This is a genomic window from Hymenobacter glacialis, assembly GCF_001816165.1.
Taxonomy (GTDB): Bacteria; Bacteroidota; Bacteroidia; order Cytophagales; family Hymenobacteraceae; genus Hymenobacter; species Hymenobacter glacialis.
Window position 1 is genome coordinate 151412 of sequence record NZ_MDZC01000079.1, and the last position, 22663, is coordinate 174074.

General features: G+C 60.5%; 20 protein-coding genes and 2 pseudogenes. 15 read left to right on the top strand and 7 right to left on the bottom strand.

The annotated features are described in order from the left end of the window. The first annotated feature begins 66 nt into the window (after positions 1 to 66). Positions 67 to 1257 (top strand): DUF4357 domain-containing protein, encoded by a 1191-nt coding sequence (locus BEN48_RS12945; RefSeq protein ID WP_070735343.1) that lies wholly within the window; start codon positions 67 to 69, stop codon positions 1255 to 1257. Positions 1258 to 1273: 16 nt separating this feature from the next. On the opposite strand, the gene BEN48_RS12950 is transcribed toward BEN48_RS12945, so the two are convergent. After that, positions 1274 to 2008, bottom strand: coding sequence for a M48 family metallopeptidase (locus BEN48_RS12950; protein ID WP_070735344.1), 735 nt, complete (start codon positions 2006 to 2008; stop codon positions 1274 to 1276). 149 nt (positions 2009 to 2157) lie between these two features. Here BEN48_RS12950 and BEN48_RS12955 point away from each other — a divergent pair, with 149 nt between their 5' ends. Then, on the top strand, positions 2158 to 3039 hold the full coding sequence (locus tag BEN48_RS12955) for a hypothetical protein (RefSeq protein WP_125932629.1): 882 nt from the start codon (positions 2158 to 2160) through the stop codon (positions 3037 to 3039). A 152-nt stretch (positions 3040 to 3191) separates the two neighbouring features. Then, positions 3192 to 5291, top strand: coding sequence for a ComEA family DNA-binding protein (locus BEN48_RS12960; protein ID WP_241502268.1), 2100 nt, complete (start codon positions 3192 to 3194; stop codon positions 5289 to 5291). A gap of 252 nt (positions 5292 to 5543) precedes the next feature. Here BEN48_RS12960 and BEN48_RS12965 read toward each other — a convergent pair whose 3' ends face one another. Then, positions 5544 to 6779: an MFS transporter gene (locus BEN48_RS12965; protein WP_083321048.1), complete on the bottom strand. Its 1236-nt coding sequence runs from the start codon at positions 6777 to 6779 to the stop codon at positions 5544 to 5546. Between the two features lie 299 nt (positions 6780 to 7078). On the opposite strand from BEN48_RS12965, the gene BEN48_RS12970 reads away from it, so the two are divergent. After that, positions 7079 to 7549: a hypothetical protein gene (locus tag BEN48_RS12970; RefSeq protein ID WP_125932630.1), complete on the top strand. Its 471-nt coding sequence runs from the start codon at positions 7079 to 7081 to the stop codon at positions 7547 to 7549. Between the two features lie 468 nt (positions 7550 to 8017). On the opposite strand, the pseudogene BEN48_RS12975 reads toward BEN48_RS12970, so the two are convergent. Further along, a pseudogene (locus BEN48_RS12975) lies at positions 8018 to 8371 on the bottom strand (MFS transporter); the annotation flags it as partial. A gap of 294 nt (positions 8372 to 8665) precedes the next feature. Between BEN48_RS12975 and BEN48_RS12980 the strand changes: the two are divergent. Then, on the top strand, positions 8666 to 9667 hold the full coding sequence (locus BEN48_RS12980; protein WP_070735349.1) for an endonuclease/exonuclease/phosphatase family protein: 1002 nt from the start codon (positions 8666 to 8668) through the stop codon (positions 9665 to 9667). Between the two features lie 208 nt (positions 9668 to 9875). After that, positions 9876 to 10601 carry a GAF domain-containing protein gene (locus BEN48_RS12985; RefSeq protein WP_125932631.1) on the top strand — a complete coding sequence of 242 codons (726 nt, stop codon included), beginning with the start codon at positions 9876 to 9878 and terminating at the stop codon, positions 10599 to 10601. Between the two features lie 158 nt (positions 10602 to 10759). Here BEN48_RS12985 and BEN48_RS12990 read toward each other — a convergent pair whose 3' ends face one another. Then, complete coding sequence (locus BEN48_RS12990; RefSeq protein WP_070735351.1) at positions 10760 to 11101, bottom strand: NINE protein; 342 nt, start codon at positions 11099 to 11101, stop codon at positions 10760 to 10762. 183 nt (positions 11102 to 11284) lie between these two features. Between BEN48_RS12990 and BEN48_RS12995 the strand changes: the two genes are divergently transcribed. After that, entirely contained in the window at positions 11285 to 13168 is a 1884-nt protein-coding gene (locus BEN48_RS12995) for an ABC transporter ATP-binding protein (protein WP_070735352.1), read from the top strand. Between the two features lie 218 nt (positions 13169 to 13386). Here BEN48_RS12995 and BEN48_RS13000 read toward each other — a convergent pair whose 3' ends face one another. Then, positions 13387 to 13992 (bottom strand): Uma2 family endonuclease, encoded by a 606-nt coding sequence (locus BEN48_RS13000; RefSeq protein ID WP_070735353.1) that lies wholly within the window; start codon positions 13990 to 13992, stop codon positions 13387 to 13389. Between the two features lie 28 nt (positions 13993 to 14020). On the opposite strand from BEN48_RS13000, the pseudogene BEN48_RS13005 reads away from it, so the two are divergent. The 3 genes and pseudogenes from BEN48_RS13005 to BEN48_RS13010 all read left to right on the top strand — a co-directional run. Next, a pseudogene (locus BEN48_RS13005) lies at positions 14021 to 14317 on the top strand (ABC transporter ATP-binding protein); the annotation flags it as partial. 58 nt (positions 14318 to 14375) lie between these two features. Then, positions 14376 to 14687: a hypothetical protein gene (locus tag BEN48_RS18815; RefSeq protein ID WP_125932632.1), complete on the top strand. Its 312-nt coding sequence runs from the start codon at positions 14376 to 14378 to the stop codon at positions 14685 to 14687. Between the two features lie 174 nt (positions 14688 to 14861). Beyond that, positions 14862 to 15419 carry a DUF4136 domain-containing protein gene (locus tag BEN48_RS13010; protein WP_070735355.1) on the top strand — a complete coding sequence of 186 codons (558 nt, stop codon included), beginning with the start codon at positions 14862 to 14864 and terminating at the stop codon, positions 15417 to 15419. Between the two features lie 21 nt (positions 15420 to 15440). On the opposite strand, the gene BEN48_RS13015 is transcribed toward BEN48_RS13010, so the two are convergent. Beyond that, positions 15441 to 16412 carry an XdhC family protein gene (locus BEN48_RS13015; RefSeq protein WP_070735356.1) on the bottom strand — a complete coding sequence of 324 codons (972 nt, stop codon included), beginning with the start codon at positions 16410 to 16412 and terminating at the stop codon, positions 15441 to 15443. Positions 16413 to 16563: 151 nt separating this feature from the next. Beyond that, positions 16564 to 17973: a urate hydroxylase PuuD gene (locus BEN48_RS13020; RefSeq protein ID WP_206599859.1), complete on the bottom strand. Its 1410-nt coding sequence runs from the start codon at positions 17971 to 17973 to the stop codon at positions 16564 to 16566. Positions 17974 to 18208: 235 nt separating this feature from the next. Here BEN48_RS13020 and allB point away from each other — a divergent pair, with 235 nt between their 5' ends. From allB to uraH, 5 genes are all read left to right on the top strand, one after another. Further along, entirely contained in the window at positions 18209 to 19543 is a 1335-nt protein-coding gene (allB, locus tag BEN48_RS13025) for an allantoinase AllB (RefSeq protein ID WP_070735357.1), read from the top strand. A gap of 4 nt (positions 19544 to 19547) precedes the next feature. Further along, on the top strand, positions 19548 to 20804 hold the full coding sequence (locus tag BEN48_RS13030; protein ID WP_070735358.1) for an allantoate amidohydrolase: 1257 nt from the start codon (positions 19548 to 19550) through the stop codon (positions 20802 to 20804). A gap of 138 nt (positions 20805 to 20942) precedes the next feature. Then, positions 20943 to 21683, top strand: coding sequence for a (S)-ureidoglycine aminohydrolase (gene allE, locus BEN48_RS13035; protein WP_241502270.1), 741 nt, complete (start codon positions 20943 to 20945; stop codon positions 21681 to 21683). Positions 21684 to 21770: 87 nt separating this feature from the next. Next, on the top strand, positions 21771 to 22280 hold the full coding sequence (uraD, locus tag BEN48_RS13040) for a 2-oxo-4-hydroxy-4-carboxy-5-ureidoimidazoline decarboxylase (protein ID WP_070735360.1): 510 nt from the start codon (positions 21771 to 21773) through the stop codon (positions 22278 to 22280). After that, positions 22277 to 22615 carry a hydroxyisourate hydrolase gene (uraH, locus tag BEN48_RS13045; RefSeq protein WP_070735361.1) on the top strand — a complete coding sequence of 113 codons (339 nt, stop codon included), beginning with the start codon at positions 22277 to 22279 and terminating at the stop codon, positions 22613 to 22615. Before uraD ends, uraH begins: the two co-directional genes overlap by 4 nt. The last annotated feature ends 48 nt before the right edge of the window (positions 22616 to 22663 follow it).

Consider the following 22663-nt stretch of genomic DNA (forward strand, 5'->3'; position numbering starts at 1 on the left):
GGGCTGCAGGCAAACGCTGGATATTGCCTTTTCTTTACGACTCGATTACGCTCCTGAAATCAATTTATGCACGAGGTTCTACTAGACATTCGCCAGCGCCTTCTGGGCAAGGAATACAAAAACGAAGAGCACGTGCGGCTTTCGCTCGTAGCGCGCGTTGTGCAAGCGCTTGGCTGGGACATCTGGAATCCGACCGAAGTATTCACGGAGTTCAAAGCCACGAAGAAAGAGGATAATACTCGTGTGGACATGGCTTTGTTTACGCCTGATTTTGAGGCGACGGCCATTTTTATCGAGTGCAAAGGAGTAGGGGCTTTTGCAACTGATTTGACCGCGGTAGAGCGGCAGTTACGTGACTATAATCGCGACCATACCGCCCTATTTACCATTATTACTGACGGCCGACACTGGCGGTTTTATTTCTCCTTCACCAGCGGCGAGTTTAAGGATAAGCTGTTTTGCAAGTTTGATTTGCAGCAAGACGGGTTGGAAGAAGTGGCGGGGTATCTAGAAACGTTTCTGCATCGTGAAAACATTTTGAACCGTTCAGCCCGACAAAAAGCCGAGGCGTACCTAATGCTGGGTAAGAAAGAGCGAGCCATGCAGGACGTGCTGCCGGATGCGCAGAAACTGGTATCGATGCCGCCTTTCCCTTCTTTGCCAGAGGCGATGGTACAGTTGCTGGCCGCTAAAATCCTCACCATTACTCCAGCCGAGGCCCAGGCCTTCCTGACGGGCGCTCCGGTTACATTAGTAGCAGGGCTTAGCCCAAAATCGCTGCATCATGTTGATGAAAAGCCAGTTAAGGTATCAAAAACAGCGGCTTACACCAATAAAGTTGCGCCTGTTATCCCCAAAAAGTTGGCCCTTGAAAAATCAGTGGCAGTACCCCAAGCGGAGGCGAAGCGTATGCCGAAAGTAGTCGCATCGCCTACTGAATTTTTCCTGGTTCTCAACCGAGCAGGCATCAAAGCCACTGCCGACTGGAGTCCAGTCACTCAACAGCTACAGGTTCGCACCGGCTCGACGGCGATGCTTGAAAACCGAGACAGTCTGCCACCATCTATTGCTGCCCTTCGGAATAAACTATTGCAGCAAAACATTCTAGTGAGGCAGAACGGCTGCTTGGAATTTCAACAAGAATACTTATTCGATACAATTATACAGGCCGCTCAGGTAATCTGCGGGTACTCGGTAAACGGCAAGCAAGCGTGGCGGGACTTGTCAGGCAAGCCACTGGCTGATTACGTGAATTAAGCGGTTCGACCGCCGACTACTTCGGCAGGGCGTTCAACTCGTCTTTCCACCGTTCCCAGTCGGGCATGAGCCGCGTTTGCAGGTCGTAAAACGCCTTGGAATGGTCGCCCACCAGCAAGTGGCAGCACTCGTGCAGCACCACATAGTCTAGGCACTCGGGGCGGGCGCGCAGGAGCTCGGGGCTGAGGCGGATGCGGGCCGTGCTGGGCGTGCAGCTGCCCCAGCGGGTGCGCATGCTGCGCACGGCCAAGGTGGGGCGGACGAGGTTGAACTCGGCAAAGCGGGGCCACACACGCTCCAGCGACGCGGCAAAGGCGGGCCCAGCCTGGCGAACGTGCCAGGAGTGCAGCAGGGCTTCGGCTTGGGCGGCAGTGAGTGGGGTGGGAGAGCTTAGCACCAGCTCGCCCTCCAATGCGCTAACGGCGAGCCGACGGGCTTCGGCAAAGTGCAGCCGGTGGGGCTGGCCAAGGTAGAAGTGGGTGCTGCCCGCCTCAAAGCGGCACGATGGCGCGGGCAGGGGCCGGGCTGCAAAGGTCTCCTGATGCTTCAAAATCCAGTCGGCTCGCTTAAGCACCTGCTGGGCTACCCACTCGGCCGGAATGCCGGCGGGGGCGCTCACGTGCACGCTGCCATCGGGCTTCACGGCGAAGCCGATGGTGCGACGCGACCGGAAAACCAGCGTGTAGTGCAGGGGGCGGTTCTGGTAGAGCAGGGTTTCGCGCCGGGGCGCAGCAGAGAAGGAGTGGGGCATAAAGAGGCAAGTTCGGCAGTAGGGCCGGAACCCATAACCGCGAAGCCCCGCAAAATAATTTCAGCCCAAACCTCAACCATTTGCCCACATGATATTACCTTCCCGTCATGCACCATTGTTTACCTGGATATCTTTCAATTCTTAAGCTTTTGTTGGTCTGCTCGGTCGTGTTGCCGGTGGCTACGGCGGCAGCTCAGGGCAATGGCCCCGGCGTGCGGGGCGCGCGGGCCGCAGGGTTAAGCAACGCCTCGGTGGCCCTTGCCGGTGAGGTATGGAGCATGGGCAACAACGTAGCGGGCCTCAGCGAGATACAGCAACCCACAGTGGGGTTTTACGCCGAAAACCGCTACTTCAGCTCGGCGCTGAACGTGGGGGCGCTCACTGTGGCCCTGCCCCTGGGCCAGTCGGTGGGAGCGGCCGTGGCCGATGGCGCTGCGCCCGTGCAAACGGCGGCGGCGCGCAGCTGGGCCCGGCACGGGGTGGTAGCGGTGGAGGTGCAGCGCTTTGGCGCGCAGCTCTACAACGAGACCCGCGTGGGCGCCGGCTACGGCTACCGCTTGGGGCAAATCAGCCTGGGCGGGCGCGTCGATGTGTTGCAGGTGAGCATTGAGGGCCTGGGCAGCCGGCGCGTGCTGCTGGGTACGCTGGGTGGCCAGATTGAGATTGTGCCCGAGAAACTCAGCTTCGGCGCCTCGCTCTACAACCTGAGCCAAAGCAAGCTGGCCAGCTACCAGAACGAGCGAATCCCCACCGTGCTCAAGGCCGGCCTGGCCTACCGCCCCAGCACCCAGGTGCTGCTGCTGGTAGAAACTGAGAAAGACGTGGAGCGCAACGCCGACGTGAAAGTGGGCCTGGAGTACCGGCCGGTGCCCATCCTGTCCGCGCGGCTGGGGCTGGCTTCCCTCACCGAGCAGGCCAGCGCCGGCCTGGGCCTGGTGGCCGGGGCTTTTCAGATTGATTACGCGGCCGCGTTTCAGCAGTCGCTGGGATTCAGCCAGCATGTTAGCGTGAGCAAGTCGTGGGGGAAGTGATTTTTAATTAATAATCAGGAATTAATAATTAAAAATTGAGGATGAAAACACGCGCTACGCTTCTTTTGCTTTGCTACTTACGATTCGTTAATGCCTTATTTAATAAGGTGGTTGATACATGGGCTGTTGATTATAAATTAGCCGCCATTCTCTTGGTAATTATTAATTCTCAATTACTAATTACTAATTCCGCCTCCGGCCAGGACTTTGTGCGCCGCCCGCCCGACCTGGACCGGCTGACCCAGGAGCTGTTTGCCGAAATTCAGTCGGACCAGGTGCCGTTTGAGGACTTGTACGAAACGTTGCTGCAGTACTACACCACGCCCATCAACGTGAACACCGCCACGCGGGAGGAATTCCGGTCGCTGCTGCTGCTAAACGAAAACCAGATAAGCACCCTGCTGCGCCACCGCGAAGTGAACGGTGACCTGCTAAGCGTGTATGAACTGCAAAGCATTGAGGGCTATGACCTGCGGACCATCAACCGCATTCTGCCCTTCGTGAGCGTGCTCAGCAGCAACGTGAACGCGGGGCGTGGGTCGCTGTGGCAGCGCATTGCCCGCGAAGAAAACAACGCCCTGTACCTGCGCTACGAGCGGGTGCTGCAGGAGCGCAAGGGCTACACCCCGCCCACGCTCTACCAAGGCCGGCCCACCACGCGCTACCTCGGCTCGGCCGATAAGATGCTGATACGCTACCGCGTGAGCCACACCAAGGACTTTAGTCTGGGCTTCGCGATGGAGAAAGATGCCGGCGAACAACTAACCTGGAACCCCAAGAATGGCCAGTTCGGGGCCGACTATGTGTCGGCCCATTTTCTGCTGCAGGAGCGGGGCCGGCTGAAAACGCTGGCCCTGGGCGACTACCAGCTGCAGTTTGGGCAGGGCCTGCTGCTGTCGTCGGGCCTGGGCGTGGGCAAAGGGGCCGAGACCATTACCACCTTGCGGCGCTCGTCGGTGGGCGTGCGGGCCTACTCTTCGCTGCTCGAAAACAGCTTCTTTCGGGGCGGGGCGGCCACGGTGCAGGTGGTGCCTACGGTGCAGGCCACGGCCTTTGTTTCGCACAAAAACGTGGACGCCAACCTGCAGCAGGCGCAGGACTCGCTGGCGCGGTTCGATGAGTTTACGTCGGGCCTGCTTTACACGGGCTTCCATCGCACGGCTTCTGAGCTGGCCAACCGCCACCAGCTGAGCGAAACCATTGGGGGTGGCAACGTGGGCTACACCAGCCGCAACAGCAACCTCTCCATGGGCGCCACCGGCGTGTACACGCACTACGGCACGCCGCTGCTCAAGCGCGCCGAGCCCTACAACCGGTACGAGTTCAGCGGCACCGACAACCTGGCCCTGTCGCTGTACTACACCTACGTGTGGCGCAACCTGCTGCTCTTTGGCGAAACGGCCCGCAGCAGCAGCGGCGGCCTGGGCACCGTAAACGGCCTGCTGGCCAGCCTGGGCCCCACCGTGGACGCGGCCATGCTGGTGCGCCACTACGACAAGAACTTCCACACCCTCTACGGCAACGCGTTCAGCGAAAGCACCCGCAACATCAACGAAACCGGCGTTTACATCGGCCTGAAGGTGCGGCCCGTGGCCCGGTGGGAGGTATCGGCTTACTATGACCAGTTCAGCTTTCCATGGCTGCGCTACCGGGCCAGCGCCCCCACCACCGGCCACGACGCCTTGGTGCGCCTCGCCTATTCGCCCACCAAAACCAGCCTGCTCTACGCCCAGCTGCGCCAGCGCCTCAAACCCCGCGACCTGCCTTCCGATGGGGTTATTCGCCCCGTTCCCTTGCCCGGCGAGCAGCTGCGCCAAAGCGTGTTGCTCTACTACAATTCGACCATCAGCCCGGCGCTGGAGATGCGCACCCGCGTGCAGGCTTCGCGCCTGCGCGACGACGAGGGCCTGGCCTGGCGGCGCGGCTACGTGTTGGCTCAGGACCTGAGTTACCGGGTAAACCGGGTACTGAAGCTCACCGGCCGCTACGCCCTCTTCGACGCCGACGACTACGACACCCGGCAGTACGTGTACGAGCAGGATGTGCTGCTAGCCGTATCTATTCCAGCCCTCTACGGCCAGGGCACCCGCGTATACGGCATCGCCGAACTCCGCATCAACCGCGCCATTACCCTCTGGTTGCGCTACGCCGAAACCCGCTACCGCAACCAGAACACCGTGGGCAGCGGCCTGGAGGAAATTGTCGGGTCGGTGCGCGGCGACGTGAAAGCCCAGCTGCGGGTGAAGTTTTAAGGTGGCGTCGGGGGGGGCAGTAGTGAAACCGGAACGTCAAAACCCGGAACGTCGTGCTGAGCGCAGCCGAAGCATCTCTACCGCGTCTCCTGTCATGCCTAATCTGGCGTACCGAAGGAAGCATCCTTTCACCCAAGAACAAATCGCTTCTCGGTGATAAGGTCCTTCGCTGTGCTCAGGATGACAAGAGGCGCGGTAGAGATGCTTCGGCTGCGCTCAGCATGACGTTGGGGTTTTCAGTGCTCTGAGAACTTATACCACTTCCTCGGCCGCGGGCATCACCGTGCGCTCCTTGCCGGTAACCCGGGCCATGGGGCCCGCCGACTTGATGCTGTACAGGTACGCCACGGCCAGCAGCACGCAGCCCAGGCTTAGGCCGTGCACGTAGGGCAGGCGGCTGGCCTGGTTGGAGAATATCCAGCCAGCCAGCAGCGCCCCCACTCCAATGCCGATTTCGAGGGCGATGTACATGGTGGCCACGGCCCGGCCGCGCCGCTCGGGGTGGCTCAGGTCGATGGTCCAGGCGTAGAGGGTGGGGGAGTTGAGGCCCGTGCCGAGGCCCATGACCACGGCTGCCAGCAAAAACCACACTACCGAGGGCGCGTACACCAGCAGGGCCAGCCCCAGGGCCAGAATGCCCGCCGACACCCGCAGCACCGGCACCCGCCCGTGGGTGTCGGAGGCCTTGCCCGCCACCAGCCGCACGGCGAGGGAAGCGCCCGTGAAAAAAACGTAAAACAGGCCCTTGGTGGGGCCTTCCAGGCCCAGCAGCCGGCTCTGGTCGGGCACCACGGTGAGCACGGCGCCGTAGGGCACTAGGCACAGCAGCGTGACCACCGCCGGCGCCAGCACCAAGGGCTCGAGCACCTCGCTCCACTTCAAGCGCAGCAGCCCTGGGCTAAACCGCTTTCGCTGGGCCAGGGGCAGCGTTTCGGTGAGGGTGCCCTGCACCAGCACCGACACCAGCGCCACGCCACTGGAGAAGTAAAACATGGTGTTCAGGCTGAACGTCTCGGCCAGCCACGAGCCCATGGCTGGGCCAAAGGCCATGCCCAACGCACCCGTCACGCCCAGCAGGCCCATGGCCTCGCCGCGCCGCTCCACGGGCACAATGTCGGCGATGAAGGCGGCCGTGCCAGTGGGCTTGAAACCCGTGCTGAACCCGTGCACCAGCCGCAGCGTGAGAAACCCCGTGACCGTGATGGCCCACGGATAGAAAAACCCGCACACAAAGCACACCAGCGAGCCGAGCACCATCACCGGAATGCGCCCCACGGTATCGGCCAGCTTGCCTGAATAGGGGCGGGAAATGGCCGCCGTGAGTGTAAACAAGGCAATGATGTAGCCCTTGTACTCGTCCCCGCCCATCCGCGCGAGGTGGTCGGGCAGTTCGGGCAGCAGCAGGTTGAAGCTGAGGAAAAACAGAAACGACGACAGGCACATCAGCCAGAAGCCGGTGGAGTAGGGGCGGGAAGCGGGAGCAGCCATGGGAACCGTAAAGGTCGGCACTGGGCTGCGTACGGTTACCAAGGGCCGGTCCGCGCGGCCGGCTGGCACAGCGGCGGGCAAGGGTTATTTCGCCGGCCGGGCACTCTCTGTCCATTCGGCACGCAACGCACAAGCGGTATTCGGGGAATCAGCGGCCAGGGTTGTTTTTGGGTGGCTAACGTATCTTAAACCCGCAGTTAGCCGTTTCAGTTGAAATTCCGATGGACGCTCAATCGTGGCACTCTATTTGGACTCATTTGTCAACCTCTGATTTTACTTTCATTCTTAAATTGATTTTTATGAACATCATCCTCCAAAAAATATCCGTGGCCCTTCTTTTCACCGGCCTCACCCTGGGCAGCACCGCCGTGCAGGCCCAAACCGGTAACCAAGAAGGTGGCTCTAAAGGTAAGGGCGCTTTAGTTCGGAAGGTAGATTACACGGAATGTATTACGAACTCTTTGCTGGGTATCCCCGGTGGCAGCCCTTGCCTCACGATGTCGCAAGAGAAATACGTGCTGACTCCTTCTGGCAACGCCATGTCGGTGTGGCAAGGCACGGTGGCCGCCACGGCGCGCCCTAGCAAGCGCCGCGTCTACAACTCGACCTGGAATGAAACCGACCAGCGCGGGGTGTTCCACAGCTACACCACTGTGGCCGTCACAAGTTCCGACGGCTCCATCAAGCTGACCCTGACGGACAAGAAGGACGCTGATGGCAATTCCACTGGCAATGGAAATGGCCGCGGCAAGGGTAAAGACAAAATGTAAGTTTGCTTAGCGACGCAAAAAGCCCCAGCAAATTAGGTCGCCTTGTCCTCACTCAAAAATCAGAAAGCGCCGGCCGGTAGGTCGGCGCTTTCTTTGGCGTCATTCGTCAGGGAGCTGCGCGGTCATAGTTACTCCTACCTCGATAAGCCAGCGACTGCTGGACGCAGACCAGGGCTTGGGCAAAATCCAGGACGGACTGGTCACAGAGCAGCAGCTACTCCAGGCTGGGTCCCACCGCGTCAACCGCTGGGAAACCCTGTGCTCGGTGGCGCTGCTGGAGGAAGGCGTCAGCGTGTACCCCGACCTGCACAACGACCCCTGCGACCTGATTAATCCCGGCCTGGTGCACGACATGAAGCTGGGCTTCTACGCCGGCACCACCCTGCGCGCGCCAGACGGCTTTGCGCTGGGCGTGCTTTGCGTAATAGACCACCGGGCGCGCCTGTTCACCAAGCGGGAAGGCGACCTGCTGGTGGGCTTGAAACCCGTGCTGAACCCGTGCACCAGCCGCAGCGTGAGAAACCCCGTGACCGTGATGGCCCACGGATAGAAAAACCCGCACACAAAGCACACCAGCGAGCCGAGCACCATCACCGGAATGCGCCCCACGGTATCGGCCAGCTTGCCTGAATAGGGGCGGGAAATGGCCGCCGTGAGTGTAAACAAGGCAATGATGTAGCCCTTGTACTCGTCCCCGCCCATCCGCGCGAGGTGGTCGGGCAGTTCGGGCAGCAGCAGGTTGAAGCTGAGGAAAAACAGAAACGACGACAGGCACATCAGCCAGAAGCCGGTGGAGTAGGGGCGGGAAGCGGGAGCAGCCATGGGAACCGTAAAGGTCGGCAGGAATTGGGGCGGGTGGTTAGGGCGTTTCTGCCCGTTCTGGCACGCGGTGCATTGCGCTCGGCTTACGCCAGTTTGGGCAGGCAGAGTTGTGCTACGCTGGCTTTCACTATTGATAATGGGTAATCGTAAATGGATGGGTTGTAAACCGCAGTTGTCCATTCGCGTTAACAGAGGTGGTGCAAGCCGGCAAACACTGCTGCTAACTCCGTGAAACCCGCATTTAATTACGCTTTCAGCCCCCCTGATTTTCCTTGTTGAATAACCCGAAAGAAGATGGTGGAATTTAAAAATATAGCTTACAAAACCGTGTTGGTAGCAGGGGTACTGCTAAGCCTGCTGACCGCGGCGAGCCTGTTTTACGATTCCGGCCTGTGGTTTTTGCAGGTGCTGAATTTTCCGCGACTGGAAATTCTCATTGCCCTGGCTGTTTGCCTCGCCTTTGTTCTGGCGCTGAAAAAATGGGATTCCGTAGGGAATAAGCTCTTTATTGCCACGGTTCTGGTGGCAGCTGCTGTACAGGCTTACATTCTGTTTCCCTACGCGTTTTTTGCACCTAGAGCTGTACCGGAAGCAGACAACTCGTATCGGGACCAGCCGGCGGATGTGAGCATTATGGTTGCAAACGTGTTGATGACCAATCGGAAGACAAAAGAAATTTTAGAGATAACGAAAGAAACGTCCCCTGATATCCTCGTGGTGCTAGAGCCCGACAGCTGGTGGATGGAGGCCTTGTCCGTGCTCCATGGCGAGTACCCGTACCGCGTGGCTTACCCCGCTTCCAACACCTACGGGATGGGGCTGTACTCCAAGCTGCCGTTGCTCCAGCATAAAATCTACTTTCTCAACCACGACAGCGTGCCGTGCATAGTGGCCACCGTGCGGCTGCAGGACGGCCGCCCCTTCAGGCTAATGGCGCTGCACCCCGTGGCCCCCGTGCCCAGCGGCCATCCCACCAACGTTGGGAGCGTGGATGAAAAGTCCCTGAAACTAGCGGGGAACATGCTGGCCAACGACAGCTTGCCCACCGTGCTGGCGGGCGATTTCAACGACGTGGGCTGGAGCCACAACCTAACGGAGTTTGAGAAACGGAGCCAGATGAAGGACACCAGGAGAGGCCGGGGGCTGTACAACACCTACAATGCCAACTGGTGGGTCTTCCGGTGGCCGCTCGACTACGTGTACGTCTCCCGCCAATGGAAAGTGACGGAAGTGGAGCGACTGGATGATTTTGGCAGCGACCATTTCCCCTTCCTGGTAAAGCTGGTGCTGGACTAACCTGCGCAAGGTGGCTGCCGCCGTGGCGGTTGCTCGCGGGCGGCCGGGTTGCTTATTACCGATTCCGGCTAAGAAAAGCCCGGTACTGTCCTATTCGTTCATCTGGGTATAGCTGCTGTTAAGCCGCCATAAAGCTTCATTCGCTGGAACTGGCCCACAGGTGTGTTGCGGTCGGCGGTATCTTAGAGTGTACCCCTTCCCCTGCCACATGTCAAGCCAACTCACCATGCTGCCGGTCAACGAAAGCCTGCGGCTGCAAGCCCTGCGCCCGTATCAGCTCCTGAACACCATGAAGGACGAAACCTTCACGGAACTCGTGCGCCTGACCGCCAAGCTCTTCAACGTGCCCATCAGCATCATTGCGTTTGTGGAAGACGAAACGGTGCGGTTCGGGCTCAACCACGGCCTCGACCCCGCCCTGGACCGCGTCAACCGCTGGGAAACCCTGTGCTCGGTGGCGCTGCTGGAGGAAGGCGTCAGCGTGTACCCCGACCTGCACAACGACCCCTGCGACCTGATTAATCCCGGCCTGGTGCACGACATGAAGCTGGGCTTCTACGCCGGCACCACCCTGCGCGCGCCAGACGGCTTTGCGCTGGGCGTGCTTTGCGTAATAGACCACCGGGCGCGCCTGTTCACCAAGCGGGAAGGCGACCTGCTGGAGCAGCTGGGCGCCGTGGTCATGCGCCTGCTGGACCTGCGCCTGCACCTGCTGGAGCAGCCCACCTGGAACCAGCAGCTGTGGGCCAGCGTGTACGAGCGCATCGAAGCGTCGGTGCAGCGCCTGGAAACCCTGGCCAGCCTCGCCAGCTGGGAAGAGCAGGACCACAGCGAAGCCGCTAATTCGTACCGCGACTCCACCCACGACGAAATCACCCGGGTCATTGATGTGCTCATGGAGCAAATCGCGCTGCTAACGCCCGATGAGGCATAGCGGACTTTTTAAACCTTATAACCAACCGGAATAGGGCCGGTCATGCTGAGCGGAGCATGCTATTGCCGCTGTACGACTGGTTCTCCCCGGATAACATGCTTCTTTCAGGATGCCAGTTAAGCATGACAGGCCCTGCTTAGGAAGGCGTTAAGCCAGAATTACCTCAGCAATTGCGCTTTGCGGGTGTTGTATTCCTGCTCGGTAAGGGCACCTTTTTCCTTTAGTACGAACAGCTTGGCCAGTTCGTCGCTCACGCTGGCGCCGGGTGCGTAGGCATAGCCCATGCGGGGCGACCGGCCCTGGTTGTATTCGTTGTTGAAATCCTCGTCTGACATCATGAGCCAGATAATGGTGTGGTAGAGGCCAATGAGCGACGGGATAAACGTCCAGAACAGCAGCAGGCAGGCAATGCCCCGGCCGGTTTTGCCCAGGTAGAAATACTGGCCGCCGAAACTTCCGAGGAAGAAGGCAATGAACATGGCGGTGATGCGGTCTTTCATGCAGAAGAAAAAGGAGGAGTGAGAAAGTGGGGCGGGCCGTAGCGGCACGGCCGCCGGCTACCCGTGGTACCGAAGATAGTGAAGCGACGTGGCTTGGTTGCGGGTCAGCGGCTTGCCATGGCGCTGCCTCTGCCAAAACGGCTGCCCCGCGCTTCCGGCCCCAACCTTGCCCCGGCCTGTGCAATGTTTGATTTCCTGAAAACCATCTCCGCCAAAAACCCCAACGCCACCCGCGGCCCGGAGAAGCCCGCCGTGAGCGTGCGCGAGCGGGTGTCGGCCCTGCGCAACCTGCCCGCGTTTCTGAAGCTAATCTGGCACACCAGTCCCCGGCTGGCGCTGGCCAATATTGCCCTACGCATTGTTCGGTCCGTTTTGCCGCTGGCCATGCTGTATGTGGGTCAGCTTATTATTGACGCCGTGGTGGGCCTCACCCGGCTGCCTGCATCGGAGCGGGTGCTTGCGCCCGTGCTCACGCTGGTGGCGCTGGAATTTGGCCTCGTGCTGCTCACCGATGCCCTGGGCCGCGGCGTGGCCCTGCTCGATTCGCTGCTCGGCGACCTGTTTGCCAACCAGTCGTCCATCCGCATCATGGCCCACGCCGCCGAGCTGGACCTGGACCAGTTCGAGGACAGCACCTTTTACGACAAGCTGGAGCGGGCCCGCCGCCAAACCCTCTCGCGCACCGTGCTCATGAGCCAGGTGCTGAGCCAGGGGCAGGACTTCGTGACGCTGGTGCTGCTGGCCGGCGGGCTGGTGGCTTTCCAGCCGTGGCTGCTGGGGCTGCTGCTGCTGGCCGTGGTGCCAGCGTTTCTGGGCGAAAGCCATTTCAACGAGCGCAGCTACTCCCTGAGCCACTCCTGGACGCCCGAGCGCCGCGAGCTGGACTACCTGCGCCAGACCGGCGCCTCCGACGAGACGGCTAAGGAGGTAAAGATTTTCGGGCTTTCCGACTTCCTCATCAACCGCTTTCGGGAGCTGTCCGACGACTTCTATGCCCAGAACAAAAGCTTGGTGCTGCGCCGCGCCGGCTGGGGTGCGCTGTTTGCGGGCGTGGGCGCGGCGGGGTACTACGGCGCTTATGTCTACATTATTTCCCGAGCCGTGGGCGGGCAGATTTCGTTGGGCCAGCTCACGTTTCTGGCGGGTTCGTTTGCGCGGCTGCGCGGCTTGCTCGAGGGCATTCTCAGCCGGTTTAGCTCCGTAGCCGACGGGGCCTTGTATTTGCAGGACTTTTTCGACTTCTTTGCCCTGCGGCCGCGCATTGTGCGGCAGCAGGTTACGGGCGAAACGGCCCGGCCATTCCCCCGGCCCATTCAGCAGGGCTTCGAGTTTGAGAACGTCGGGTTTCAGTACAAGAATGGTACAAAATGGGCCATTCGCAACCTGTCATTTGAGCTGAAGGCGGGTGAAAAGCTGGCGCTGGTGGGCGAAAACGGCGCGGGCAAAACCACGCTGGTCAAGCTCTTGTCCCGCCTCTACGACCCCAACGAGGGCCGCATCCTGCTCGATGGCCACGACCTGCGCGAGTACGACCCCGCCGAGCTGCGCCAGGAAATCGGCGTCATCTTCCAGGACTTCGTGCGCTTCCAGCTGCCGGCCGGCCAGAACCTGGCCGTGGGCCGCATCGAGGAGCGCACCAACCAGCCCCGCATCGAAACCGCCGCCCAGCAAAGCCTGGCCGATACGGTGATTGCCAAGCTGCCCGGCGGCTACGACCAGATGATAGGCCGACGCTTCAACGGGGGCGTGGACCTGAGCGGCGGCGAGTGGCAGAAAATTGCCCTGGGCCGGGCCTACATGCGCGACGCGCAGCTGCTCATCCTCGACGAGCCCACCGCCGCCCTCGACGCCCGCGCCGAGCACGAGGTATTCCAGCGATTTGCGGAACTCACCAAGGGCAAAACCGCGGTGCTCATCAGCCACCGTTTCAGCACCGTGCGCATGGCCGACCGCATCCTGGTGATTGAGAACGGGCAATTTGTGGAAATCGGGTCCCACAAAGACCTGCTGGCCAAGGGCGGGCGCTACGCCGAGCTGTTTGCGCTGCAAGCGGCGGGGTATCGATAAGAATAAGCACTCGCGCACATGTGGCCGCAGCAAAAAAGCCGTCATGCCTCGACTGCGCTCAGCATGACGCCCTATTCGAATAGGTTCTTAAAGTGAAGCAGGAACTCTTGATGAGGCAATTGTCTGGCGTTTTCAGGCATATACAGAACGGATAGAATTTGTAGAATACGTGGCGAAAGGCATCGTCGCCATACCTCCACTGTATCACAACAACTATCCTATTCCTCCCCCACCGCGAAACCGGCTTTCATTGGAGCTACGCCTGCTTCTTCGTATATCTGCTCCAACGTCATCGTTAGGTTTAATTCGGGGATAACGACGGCGTCTTTGGCCTCGGCCAGGGCCGTGTGCCCCCATACGCCGTGCTGGCTCAGCTGGTACCACTCTACCAACCAGGTTTTTTGCGATACCAGTAAGTAGTGCCGCAAAGAGGGTAGCTTTTTATACTGATTGAATTTCAAGCCCCGGTCGTATGCTTCGGTGGAAGGCGAAAGCACTTCCACGATGAGCACCGGGTGGTGCAGCCGCCGGCTTTCCTGCTGGTCCTGCGGGTCGCAGCTTACCACAATGTCGGGGTAAGTATAGTGCCGGTTATCTTCAACGGCCAACTGAACCGTTTCCATTATCACCTGGCAATTTTTGCCGCGTAAGGCCGGACGTAGCGTTAGCACAAAGTTCTGGGCAATGGTATTGTGCGCGATACTCTCGCCTGCCATGGCGAACACCTCCCCCTCAAAAAACTCGTGCCGCAACTCACTTTCAGCTTCCAAAATAAAATACTCCTCGGCCGTATGGCGGCGCAACTGTGACTCAGGGTGTCCCATATAAGTCAAATATAGCAGCGGCAGGGGGAAGAAAATTGCCCTGGGCCGGGCCTACATGCGCGATGCGCAGCTGCTCATCCTCGACGAGCCCACTGCCGCGCTTGATGCCCGTGCCGAACACGAAGTTTTTCAGCGATTTGCGGAGCTGACCAAGGGCAAAACGGCCGTGCTCATCAGCCACCGTTTCAGCACCGTGCGCATGGCCGACCGCATTCTGGTGATTGAGAACGGGCAATTCGTGGAAATCGGGTCCCACGAAGACCTGCTGGCCAAGGGCGGGCGCTACGCCGAGCTGTTTGCGCTGCAGGCCGCCGGCTACCGGTAGAGCTTGAATATCAGGAGGGTTTGCGTAACTTGGTTGGCTATACTTCCTCCTAATGGCTATGACCATACCGTTACGCATGCTGGTGGCCCCCGCCGAGGGTACAAGACCGTGCAACTGCGTGACCACGCAAGAAGACCGCACCGTATCCGACTACCGCAACAGCGGCAATTTTAGCTGCTGCCGCGCCTATAATTTCATGCGCGTCCACGGGGTACTGCGCACCACCAGCCATGCCCGACTGCGGCCGCAGGGCTATCAGCCCGCCGCCATGCGCCCCGGCTTGCCGGCGAAGCTACCGGGCGTGTGCAGGCGCCGTGAGCCCGCTGGGCCACAACCAACAAGAAGTGGCCCGGTGGATGGCCCGGCATGAGAAAGCAGTGGCCACCGACGGGCGTAATACCTGAATTTTTTCGCTGAGCCGCAGTCCTTAATATGTAGACTTTCGTAGTTGTAACCCCTTGTTCATCCGTCAGTTCCCTGCCTTATGCGTTCCATTGTTACTCTCCTGAGCCTGATTTGCCTCGCGGCAACTTTTTCGGCCTGCATGACTACCCGCGAAACCCGGGTAGAGTCGGACTACAGCTACCGCGGCAACTTCCGGCACTACCGCACCTACGACTTCGTGACCGGTGCCGGCCTCACCTCCGACACCAGCCGCCTGGGCCAGTCCGTGCGCGAAGCCATACAGCAGCGCCTGCAGGTGCAGGGCTACCGCCAAGCCAAGCGCCGGCCCGACATGCTGGTGAATTTCCGGGTGTACGAGGGCGACATGAATTTCCACGGCTTCGTGCAGGAAGACCTCAGCCAGTGGATAAAGCGCAACATTGAGGAAAACGACGATACCCCCCGCGAAAACCTGCAGGGCTACCAGCCCGTGCGCCTGCTCCTGGCCGAAGGCACGCTGCTGCTCACCCTCATCGACGTGAAAACCAACCGGGCCGTCTGGAACGGCTACGCCTCGGGCGTGAGCGTGCCCGCCGGCCCCATGGGCGAGGTGGTGCTGCGCCGCTCCGTGCGCTCCATTCTGGACCGCTACCGGGTTTTCACCGAAGAGTTTGTCAACGGCACCCTGCCCCGCATGGCCAGCGAATCGGAGCGCTAGCAACAACCAAACAAGCCCACGCTACCCGCTGTGCCGGGCCTGAATCAACTCAGCGGCGATGCTGATGGCAATTTCCTCGGGGGTCTGGCTACGGATGGGCAGGCCAATGGGACCGCGCAGCCGCGCCACGGCAGCGGCCGAAAAGCCCTGCGCCAGCAGCCCGCGGCGCAGCTCGGCCACTTTGGCGGCGCTGCCCATCACGCCGAGGTAGCGGTAGGGGTGGCCCAGCAGGTGGCGCAGTACTTCGGCATCGGTGCGGTAGCCCACGGTCATCACCACCACGTACTGGTGCGGGCCGGGCAGGATTTCCTGCGCCGCTTGCTCGTAGCTAATCACGCGCCGGTGGTGGGCGGCCTGGTTGGCTTCCAGCGTGGGCAGGCCGGGGCGGTCGTCGAGCACGGTGAGCTCAAAATCGAGCAGCGCCAGGGTGTTGGACAACGCCAGGCTCACGTGCCCGGCGCCTACGATGATAACGTGGTCGCGAAAGCCCAGCTGCTCGCGGTAGCACCACGCCGCACCCGGTTGGTAATCGTAGAAAGCAGCGGCGGGGTCTGGGGAGTGCTGCAGCTGCAGGCCGCCGTCGGCGCTGAGTTGGAGCTGGGTGTTATTTCCCAGCGCCAGCGCTGCCACAATGCCTTCCGCTACGGGCAAATCAGCGGCGGTCAGGGGCCACAGCAGCACTTCCTGCTCACCCGAGCACATCATGCCGGAGCGGTCGGCCGGGGCGTCGCGCCGATGAATCTGCGGGCGCAGCACGGGCTGGAAGTTGCCGGCCAGCAGGCGCTGCCGGGCCAGCTCCACAAACTTGTGCTCCATGATGCCCCCGCCAATGGAGCCCGCCAGCGCCGTGGCCGTCACGGCCATTTTGAACCCCTGCCGACCGGGGCTGCTGCCGCTGCTGTGCACCACGCACAGCAGCGCCACGGGCGTACCCGCCCGCAGGCTGGCCACCGCCAGGGCCCAAACCGGTAAATCGCGGGGAGAGGCAGGCATGTACGCTTTGCTTGATAAAGGAGGGAAAAGGTCGTCATGCTGAGCGCAGCCGAAGCATCTCGCGTGCCACCACTAATCCTTTTGGTTGACGATTGAATGAGTTACTTCCCCGAGCAAGATGCTTCGGCTGCGCTCAGCATGACAGGATTTATTAATTGTTCAATGCCCCTTGCTCAATCCAGCATCTGAGAATGTCCCGCTCTTCATCCGTCATGTGGGTTTTATTGTTTTGAGGCATCGTTTTGGTGACCACCACGCGCTGCATGATTTTGTCTTTCAGGCGAATGATGTCCTCAGGTGTGTCGTACACCACGCCATTGGGCGGCGACTTGAATACGTCGTCGGTGGGCTGGGAGGAGTGGCACTGCACGCAGCGGGTCTGCACAATCTGGTTCACCCGGCTCATGGGTACTACCTCGGTGCAGGCGGCTGTGGCGGCGCTGCCGGGCTGGCTTTTGGGGGCCGTGACGAACACCACACCAAGCAGCAGAATCACGGAGGCCGGCAGCACCCAGGCGTTGGACTGGTGCTTTTCGCGCAGGTTCAGCCAGTGCTTCACGCCGGCGGTGCCCAGGGTGATTGCGGCCAGAATGGCCCACGGATAAGCGTGCCCGAAGGTGCTGGGGAAGTGGTTGCTCACCATCACAAAGAGCACGGGCAGCGTGAAGTAATTGTTGTGCAGCGAGCGGGCCAGGGCGTTTTTGCCCAGCTGCGGGTCGAGCGGCGTGCCTTCGGTGGCGGCCCGTACCATGGCTTTTTGCGCCGGGATGATGGTGAAGAAAACATTGCCCACCATGAGTGTGCCCAGCATGGCGCCGAAGTGGATGTAGGCCGCCCGGGCGCTGAATACCTCGGCATAGAAGTAAGCAAACGCCGCGGCAATGGCAAAGCCAACGACCATAAACCACTTGCTGCGCACCAGCGCCGTGCGGCTCAGCCCGTCGTACACCAGCCAGCCCACCACAAACGACACCACCCCGATGCCCACGCCCGCCAGCGGCGAAATGTCCAGCACGCGCGGGTCAATCAGCATGGAGCTGGCGTTGAAATAATACACCACAAACAGCAGGCTGAAACCCGAAAGCCAGGTGAAGTAGGCCTCGTACTTAAACCAGTGCAGGCTTTTGGGTATTTGGGGCGGGGCCGATTTATACTTCTCCAGGTAATAAAAACCGCCGCCGTGCACGGCCCACAGGTTGCCGGCCAGCTCGTCGCGCACGTTGTCGGTGCGGTTCAGGGCGTTTTCCAGAAATACGAAGTAGAAGGAGGCCCCAATCCAGGCAATGCCGAAGGTGATGTGCATGAGGCGCACCACAATGTTGAGCCACTCCATGAGGTGGCCGGCCCAGAGCGAGTCGCGCACCAGCACGTAGCAAATGCCCACGCCCGCCACCACCGCCAGCAAAATGAGGGCATAGGAATACCCCGCCAGCGTGAAGCCGCTGGTGCCCACCACGCCGCCATCGGGCCGGGTTCGGCCCACACGCTGCAACGCAAAAATGACACCCAGCAGCAGCAGAAACGCCAGTAGCAGGGAAAGCAGGGTAACGTATTGAATCATAGAAATGACTGGCGGGGGCGGAGGGGGTTGAGCGCGGTAAAATTCGGATTCAAAATGTCATGCTGAGCGCAGCCGAAGCATCTCTACCGTGTAAGTAATCAGGTTACTGCTGCGATAGAGATGCTTCGGCTGCGCTCAGCATGACGTTCTATATTTTGGTGGTTGGTACTCTGCTCTTCGCCCAAATTAATTCGACCGGGAAAAAGCATCCAATTTAGCGTTAAATTTCCCCTTTATGCCAACTATTGCCCTGCGCAGCCAGCGCGTCGTCACGCCCGAGGGCGAGCGCCCCGCCACCCTCCTCCTTGAAAACGGGCGCATTGCCTCCGTGCTACCCTACGATGCGGAAGTAGCGGCAGATATAATGGACGTGGGCGCTCACGCCATTCTGCCCGGCGTCATCGACCCGCACGTGCACATCAACGAGCCCGGCCGCACCGACTGGGAAGGCTTCGACACGGCCACCCGCGCCGCGCTGGCTGGCGGCCTCACCACGCTGGTGGACATGCCGCTCAACTCGGCGCCGGTCACAACTTCGGTGGCTAACCTGGAAATAAAACGGGCCGCCACATTGGGCCAGCTGCACTGCAACGTGGGCTTTTGGGGCGGGGTAGTGCCCGGCAATGCCGCCGAAATTGAGCCGCTGATTGCCGCCGGCGTGCTCGGGTTTAAAGCCTTCCTGACCCATTCGGGAATTGATGATTTTCCGAACGCCACGGAGGTAGATTTGCGCCGGGTGATGCCCGTGCTGGCCCGCCACGGCCTGCCGCTGCTGGTGCACTGCGAATTGTCGGATGATAACGATGCCTGGAAGCAGAACGACCACCGTTCCTACGCTAACTATCTGGCCTCAAGACCAAAAATCTGGGAAGATGATGCGATAAGCCTGATGATTCGCCTGTGTGAGGAGTTCCGCTGCCCGGTGCACATCGTGCATTTGTCGTCGGCCAACTCGCTGGCGGCCATAGCCGTCGCCAAGGCCAAAGGCCTGCCCCTGACGGTGGAAACCGGCCAGCACTACCTGTATTTCAGCGCCGAAGACATTGCCGACGGGCAGACGCAGTTCAAATGCGCGCCGCCCATCCGGGAGCGGGCCAACAACGAGCAGCTGTGGGCAGCGCTGCAGGCCGGCCTCATCGACTTTGTGGCCACCGACCACTCGCCCGCGCCGCCCGACCTCAAGCAGCTCGAAAGCGGCGACTTTACCACGGCCTGGGGCGGCATCGCCTCCCTGCAGCTGGCCCTGCCCGTGCTCTGGACGGCCGCTCGCCAGCGCGGTGCTACTTTGAAAGACCTGGCCCGGTGGCTGAGCGAAAACCCCGCTAAACTGGCCGGTGTGAGCCACCGCAAAGGCCGCATTGCCGTGGGCTACGATGCCGATTTACTGGTGCTCGACCCCGAAAAGACCTTCGTGGTGCAGCCGGAAATGATTCAGCACAAACACAAAGTGTCGCCTTACATTTGCCAGGAACTGGCGGGCGTGGTGGAATTAACTTTTCTGCGGGGCGAGCTGGTGTATCAGCGCCCGAGCTTCACCCACCTCAACCAAGGCCAACTCTTAATCCGGTAGCTGAATGCAGCACGAATACCTAGCCCGCGCCGAGCGCATCATGCAGCGCATTCAGCAGCTGGCGGCCATCAGCGAAGACGCCCATGGCGTGACGCGCACCTTTGGCACGCCTGCTTTTTTGGAGGGCCGGGCCCTGGTGCAACGCTGGCTGCAAGCCGCCGGCCTGCCCACCCGCGTCGATGGCATCGGCAACCTGCGCGCCCGGCTGCAAAGCCGGCACCCCGCCGCCAAAACATTTGTACTGGCCTCGCACATCGACACAGTGGTGAACGCCGGCAAGTTCGACGGACCGCTGGGCGTGCTCATGGGGCTCGACTTGCTGGAGCGGCTCGTGGAACAGCAAGCCGACCTGCCGTTTCACATCGAGCTGATTGCGTTCAGCGACGAGGAGGGCGTGCGGTTTCACACCACCTACCTGGGCAGCAAAGTAGTGGCCGGCTCATTTGACACGGCCCTGCTGGCCCGGCCTGATGCCGCCGGTATCACGCTGGCGCAGGCTTTGGAAACGATGGGTGCCGACGCTACTAAAATCCCTGCCGATGCCATTCCGGCTGCCGAGTGGTTGGGGTATTTTGAGATGCACATCGAGCAGGGGCCGGTGCTGTGGGAGCGCAATGTGCCGGTGGCGCTGGTGACAGCCATTGCCGGGCAGCAGCGCGTGGAACTGATATTCCGAGGCATGGCGGGCCACGCCGGCACCGTGCCCATGGCCATGCGCCAGGACGCGCTGTGCGCCGCCGCCGAGTTTGTGCTCACTGCCGAGCAATTTGCCCAGGCGCACGGCCGGGGGCTGGTGGCCACCGTGGGCAAGCTGGCCGTGAGCTATTCGGCCAGCAACGTGATTCCCGGCGAGGTGACGTGCAGCCTCGACCTGCGCAGCCCCAGCCAGGCGCAGCTGGCCGATGCGGCCCGCGCCCTGCAGGGCTTCGCCGAAGGCCTAGCCGCCCACCGCGCCGTGGCCCTCACCTGGACCCTGGTGCAGCAAACGGCACCGGTGGCCTGCGATGCGGCGTTGAACACCCTGCTCGCGCAGGCCATTGCCGAAAGCGGCCACGAGGCCATTCCGCTGGTGAGCGGCGCCGGCCACGATGCTGTGCCGGTGTCGGCGGTGGCTCCGGCTACTATGCTGTTTATTCGCTGCTACAAGGGCATCAGCCACAACCCGCTGGAAGACGTGGAACTGGGTGATTTGGCCGCGGCCATCGAAGTGGCAGACCGGTTTATTCAATTGAAAATGAAGGATACAACAACGTCATGCTGAGCGCAGCCGAAGCATCTCGCGTGCCACCACTAATCCGAACGATTGGATTACTTCCCTAAGCGAGATGCTTCGGCTGCGCTCAGCATGACGTTGTTTTTAATCCTTTAAATCCCTATTAATGCCATACCCATCATGGAAATGTCTGCCCTGACGCGCTCGGTAGTAAAGCGCAACCACGCCATTATCGCCCCCGACGGCTACATCAACAGCAACGTGCCCGGCTGGACTAACTGCACGGTGAACGTCATCATCAACGAGCAAATGGGTGCCCGTCTGTGCCAGACGCTGGTCACGTTGGGGATTGCCGGCCAGTTGCTGGGCGAGACCCGGGAATCACAGATTTTCTTCTATGTGGTGCAGGGCGAATGCCAGGCAACTGTTGGGGGCGAAAACCGGATTTTATCGGCCGGGCAGTATGTGTATGTGCCCGTTGGACAAGCATATGGGTTTGTTTATTCCGCGCCCGATACCCAGTTGCTGACTTTTCATAAAGTGTACGAGCCGCTGGCTGGGCATGCCACGCCGGCCATCGTTTGGGGCGAGCGGGACCTCAGCAAAGCGCCCGTGTACATGAACGACGAGGCCCTGCGCATCCAGGAGCTACTGCCCAATGAGCTGGGCTTTGACATGGCCGTGAACATCTTCACCTACGACATCGGCGGCAACCTGCCCATGGTGGAAACGCACATCATGGAGCACGGCCTGCTGTACCTCGAAGGCCAGGCTATCTACATGCTCGACCAGTGCTGGTACCCGGTGAAAAAAGGCGACTCCATCTGGATGGCGCCCTACTGCCAGCAGTGGGCCACGGCCATGGGCCAGGAACCCTCGGTGTACATCTACTACAAGAACGTGAACCGGTTTCCGACGGTGAAGTAGAACGTGTCCCCGAAACCTCACCCCCGGCCCCTCTCCAAAAGAGAGGGGGTCAGGGGATAAAGTGACACCAGAACGATTATCCAACCCATGACCCTGACCGAACTCAACCACCTCCTCGCACCCGCTCTCGCCGAAGCCCTGCAGAAGTGCTGTGGCTCTACGGCGTGGGTGAAAAACATGGTGGCCCGCTTCCCTGTGTCCGACGTGGAAACGCTGATGGACGAAGCCAAAACCCAGTGGAACAGCCTGGCCGAAACCGACTGGCGTGAAGCCTTTACACACCACCCCAAAATTGGCGGCAATGTAGAAGGGTTGCGCGCCAAATTCGCTACTACCAGCACGTGGGCTGAGGGCGAACAGGCTGCCGTAAAACAGGCTTCGCAGGAAACGCTGGAATCATTGGCGGCTGGTAATAGCGAATATGAAAAGAAGTTCGGCTACATATTTATCGTGTGTGCTACGGGAAAATCGGCCGATGAAATGCTGGCCTTGCTGCAAGCGCGGCTAACCAACAAGCCGGAGGATGAAATTTTAATTGCTGCCGGCGAACAGGATAAAATTACTCGTATTCGCCTCGAAAAACTCCTTGCTGCATGAGCCAGATAACGACCCATATACTCGATACTACGAAGGGCAAACCCGCTGTTGGCGTGGCAATTGCCCTATGGCAGCAGGTTGGTGATAACTGGCGGAAAATTGCGGGCGGCATGACCAACTCCGACGGTCGAATTGCGGATTTATTGCCTAAGGAAAAGCAGCTCGAGCCGGGCGTTTATAAAATGAAATTCGAGACGGAGGAATATTTTGCGCAGGACGGCACCGCGAATTTTTATCCCTTCGTGGAAATCGTTTTTAACGTGGCCGGTAATGAGCATTACCATGTGCCGCTGCTCCTGAATCCATTCGGCTATTCCACTTACCGCGGGTCTTAAGGCCGTCATGCCAATTAAGGCCGTCATGCCGAGCGCAGCCGAGGCATC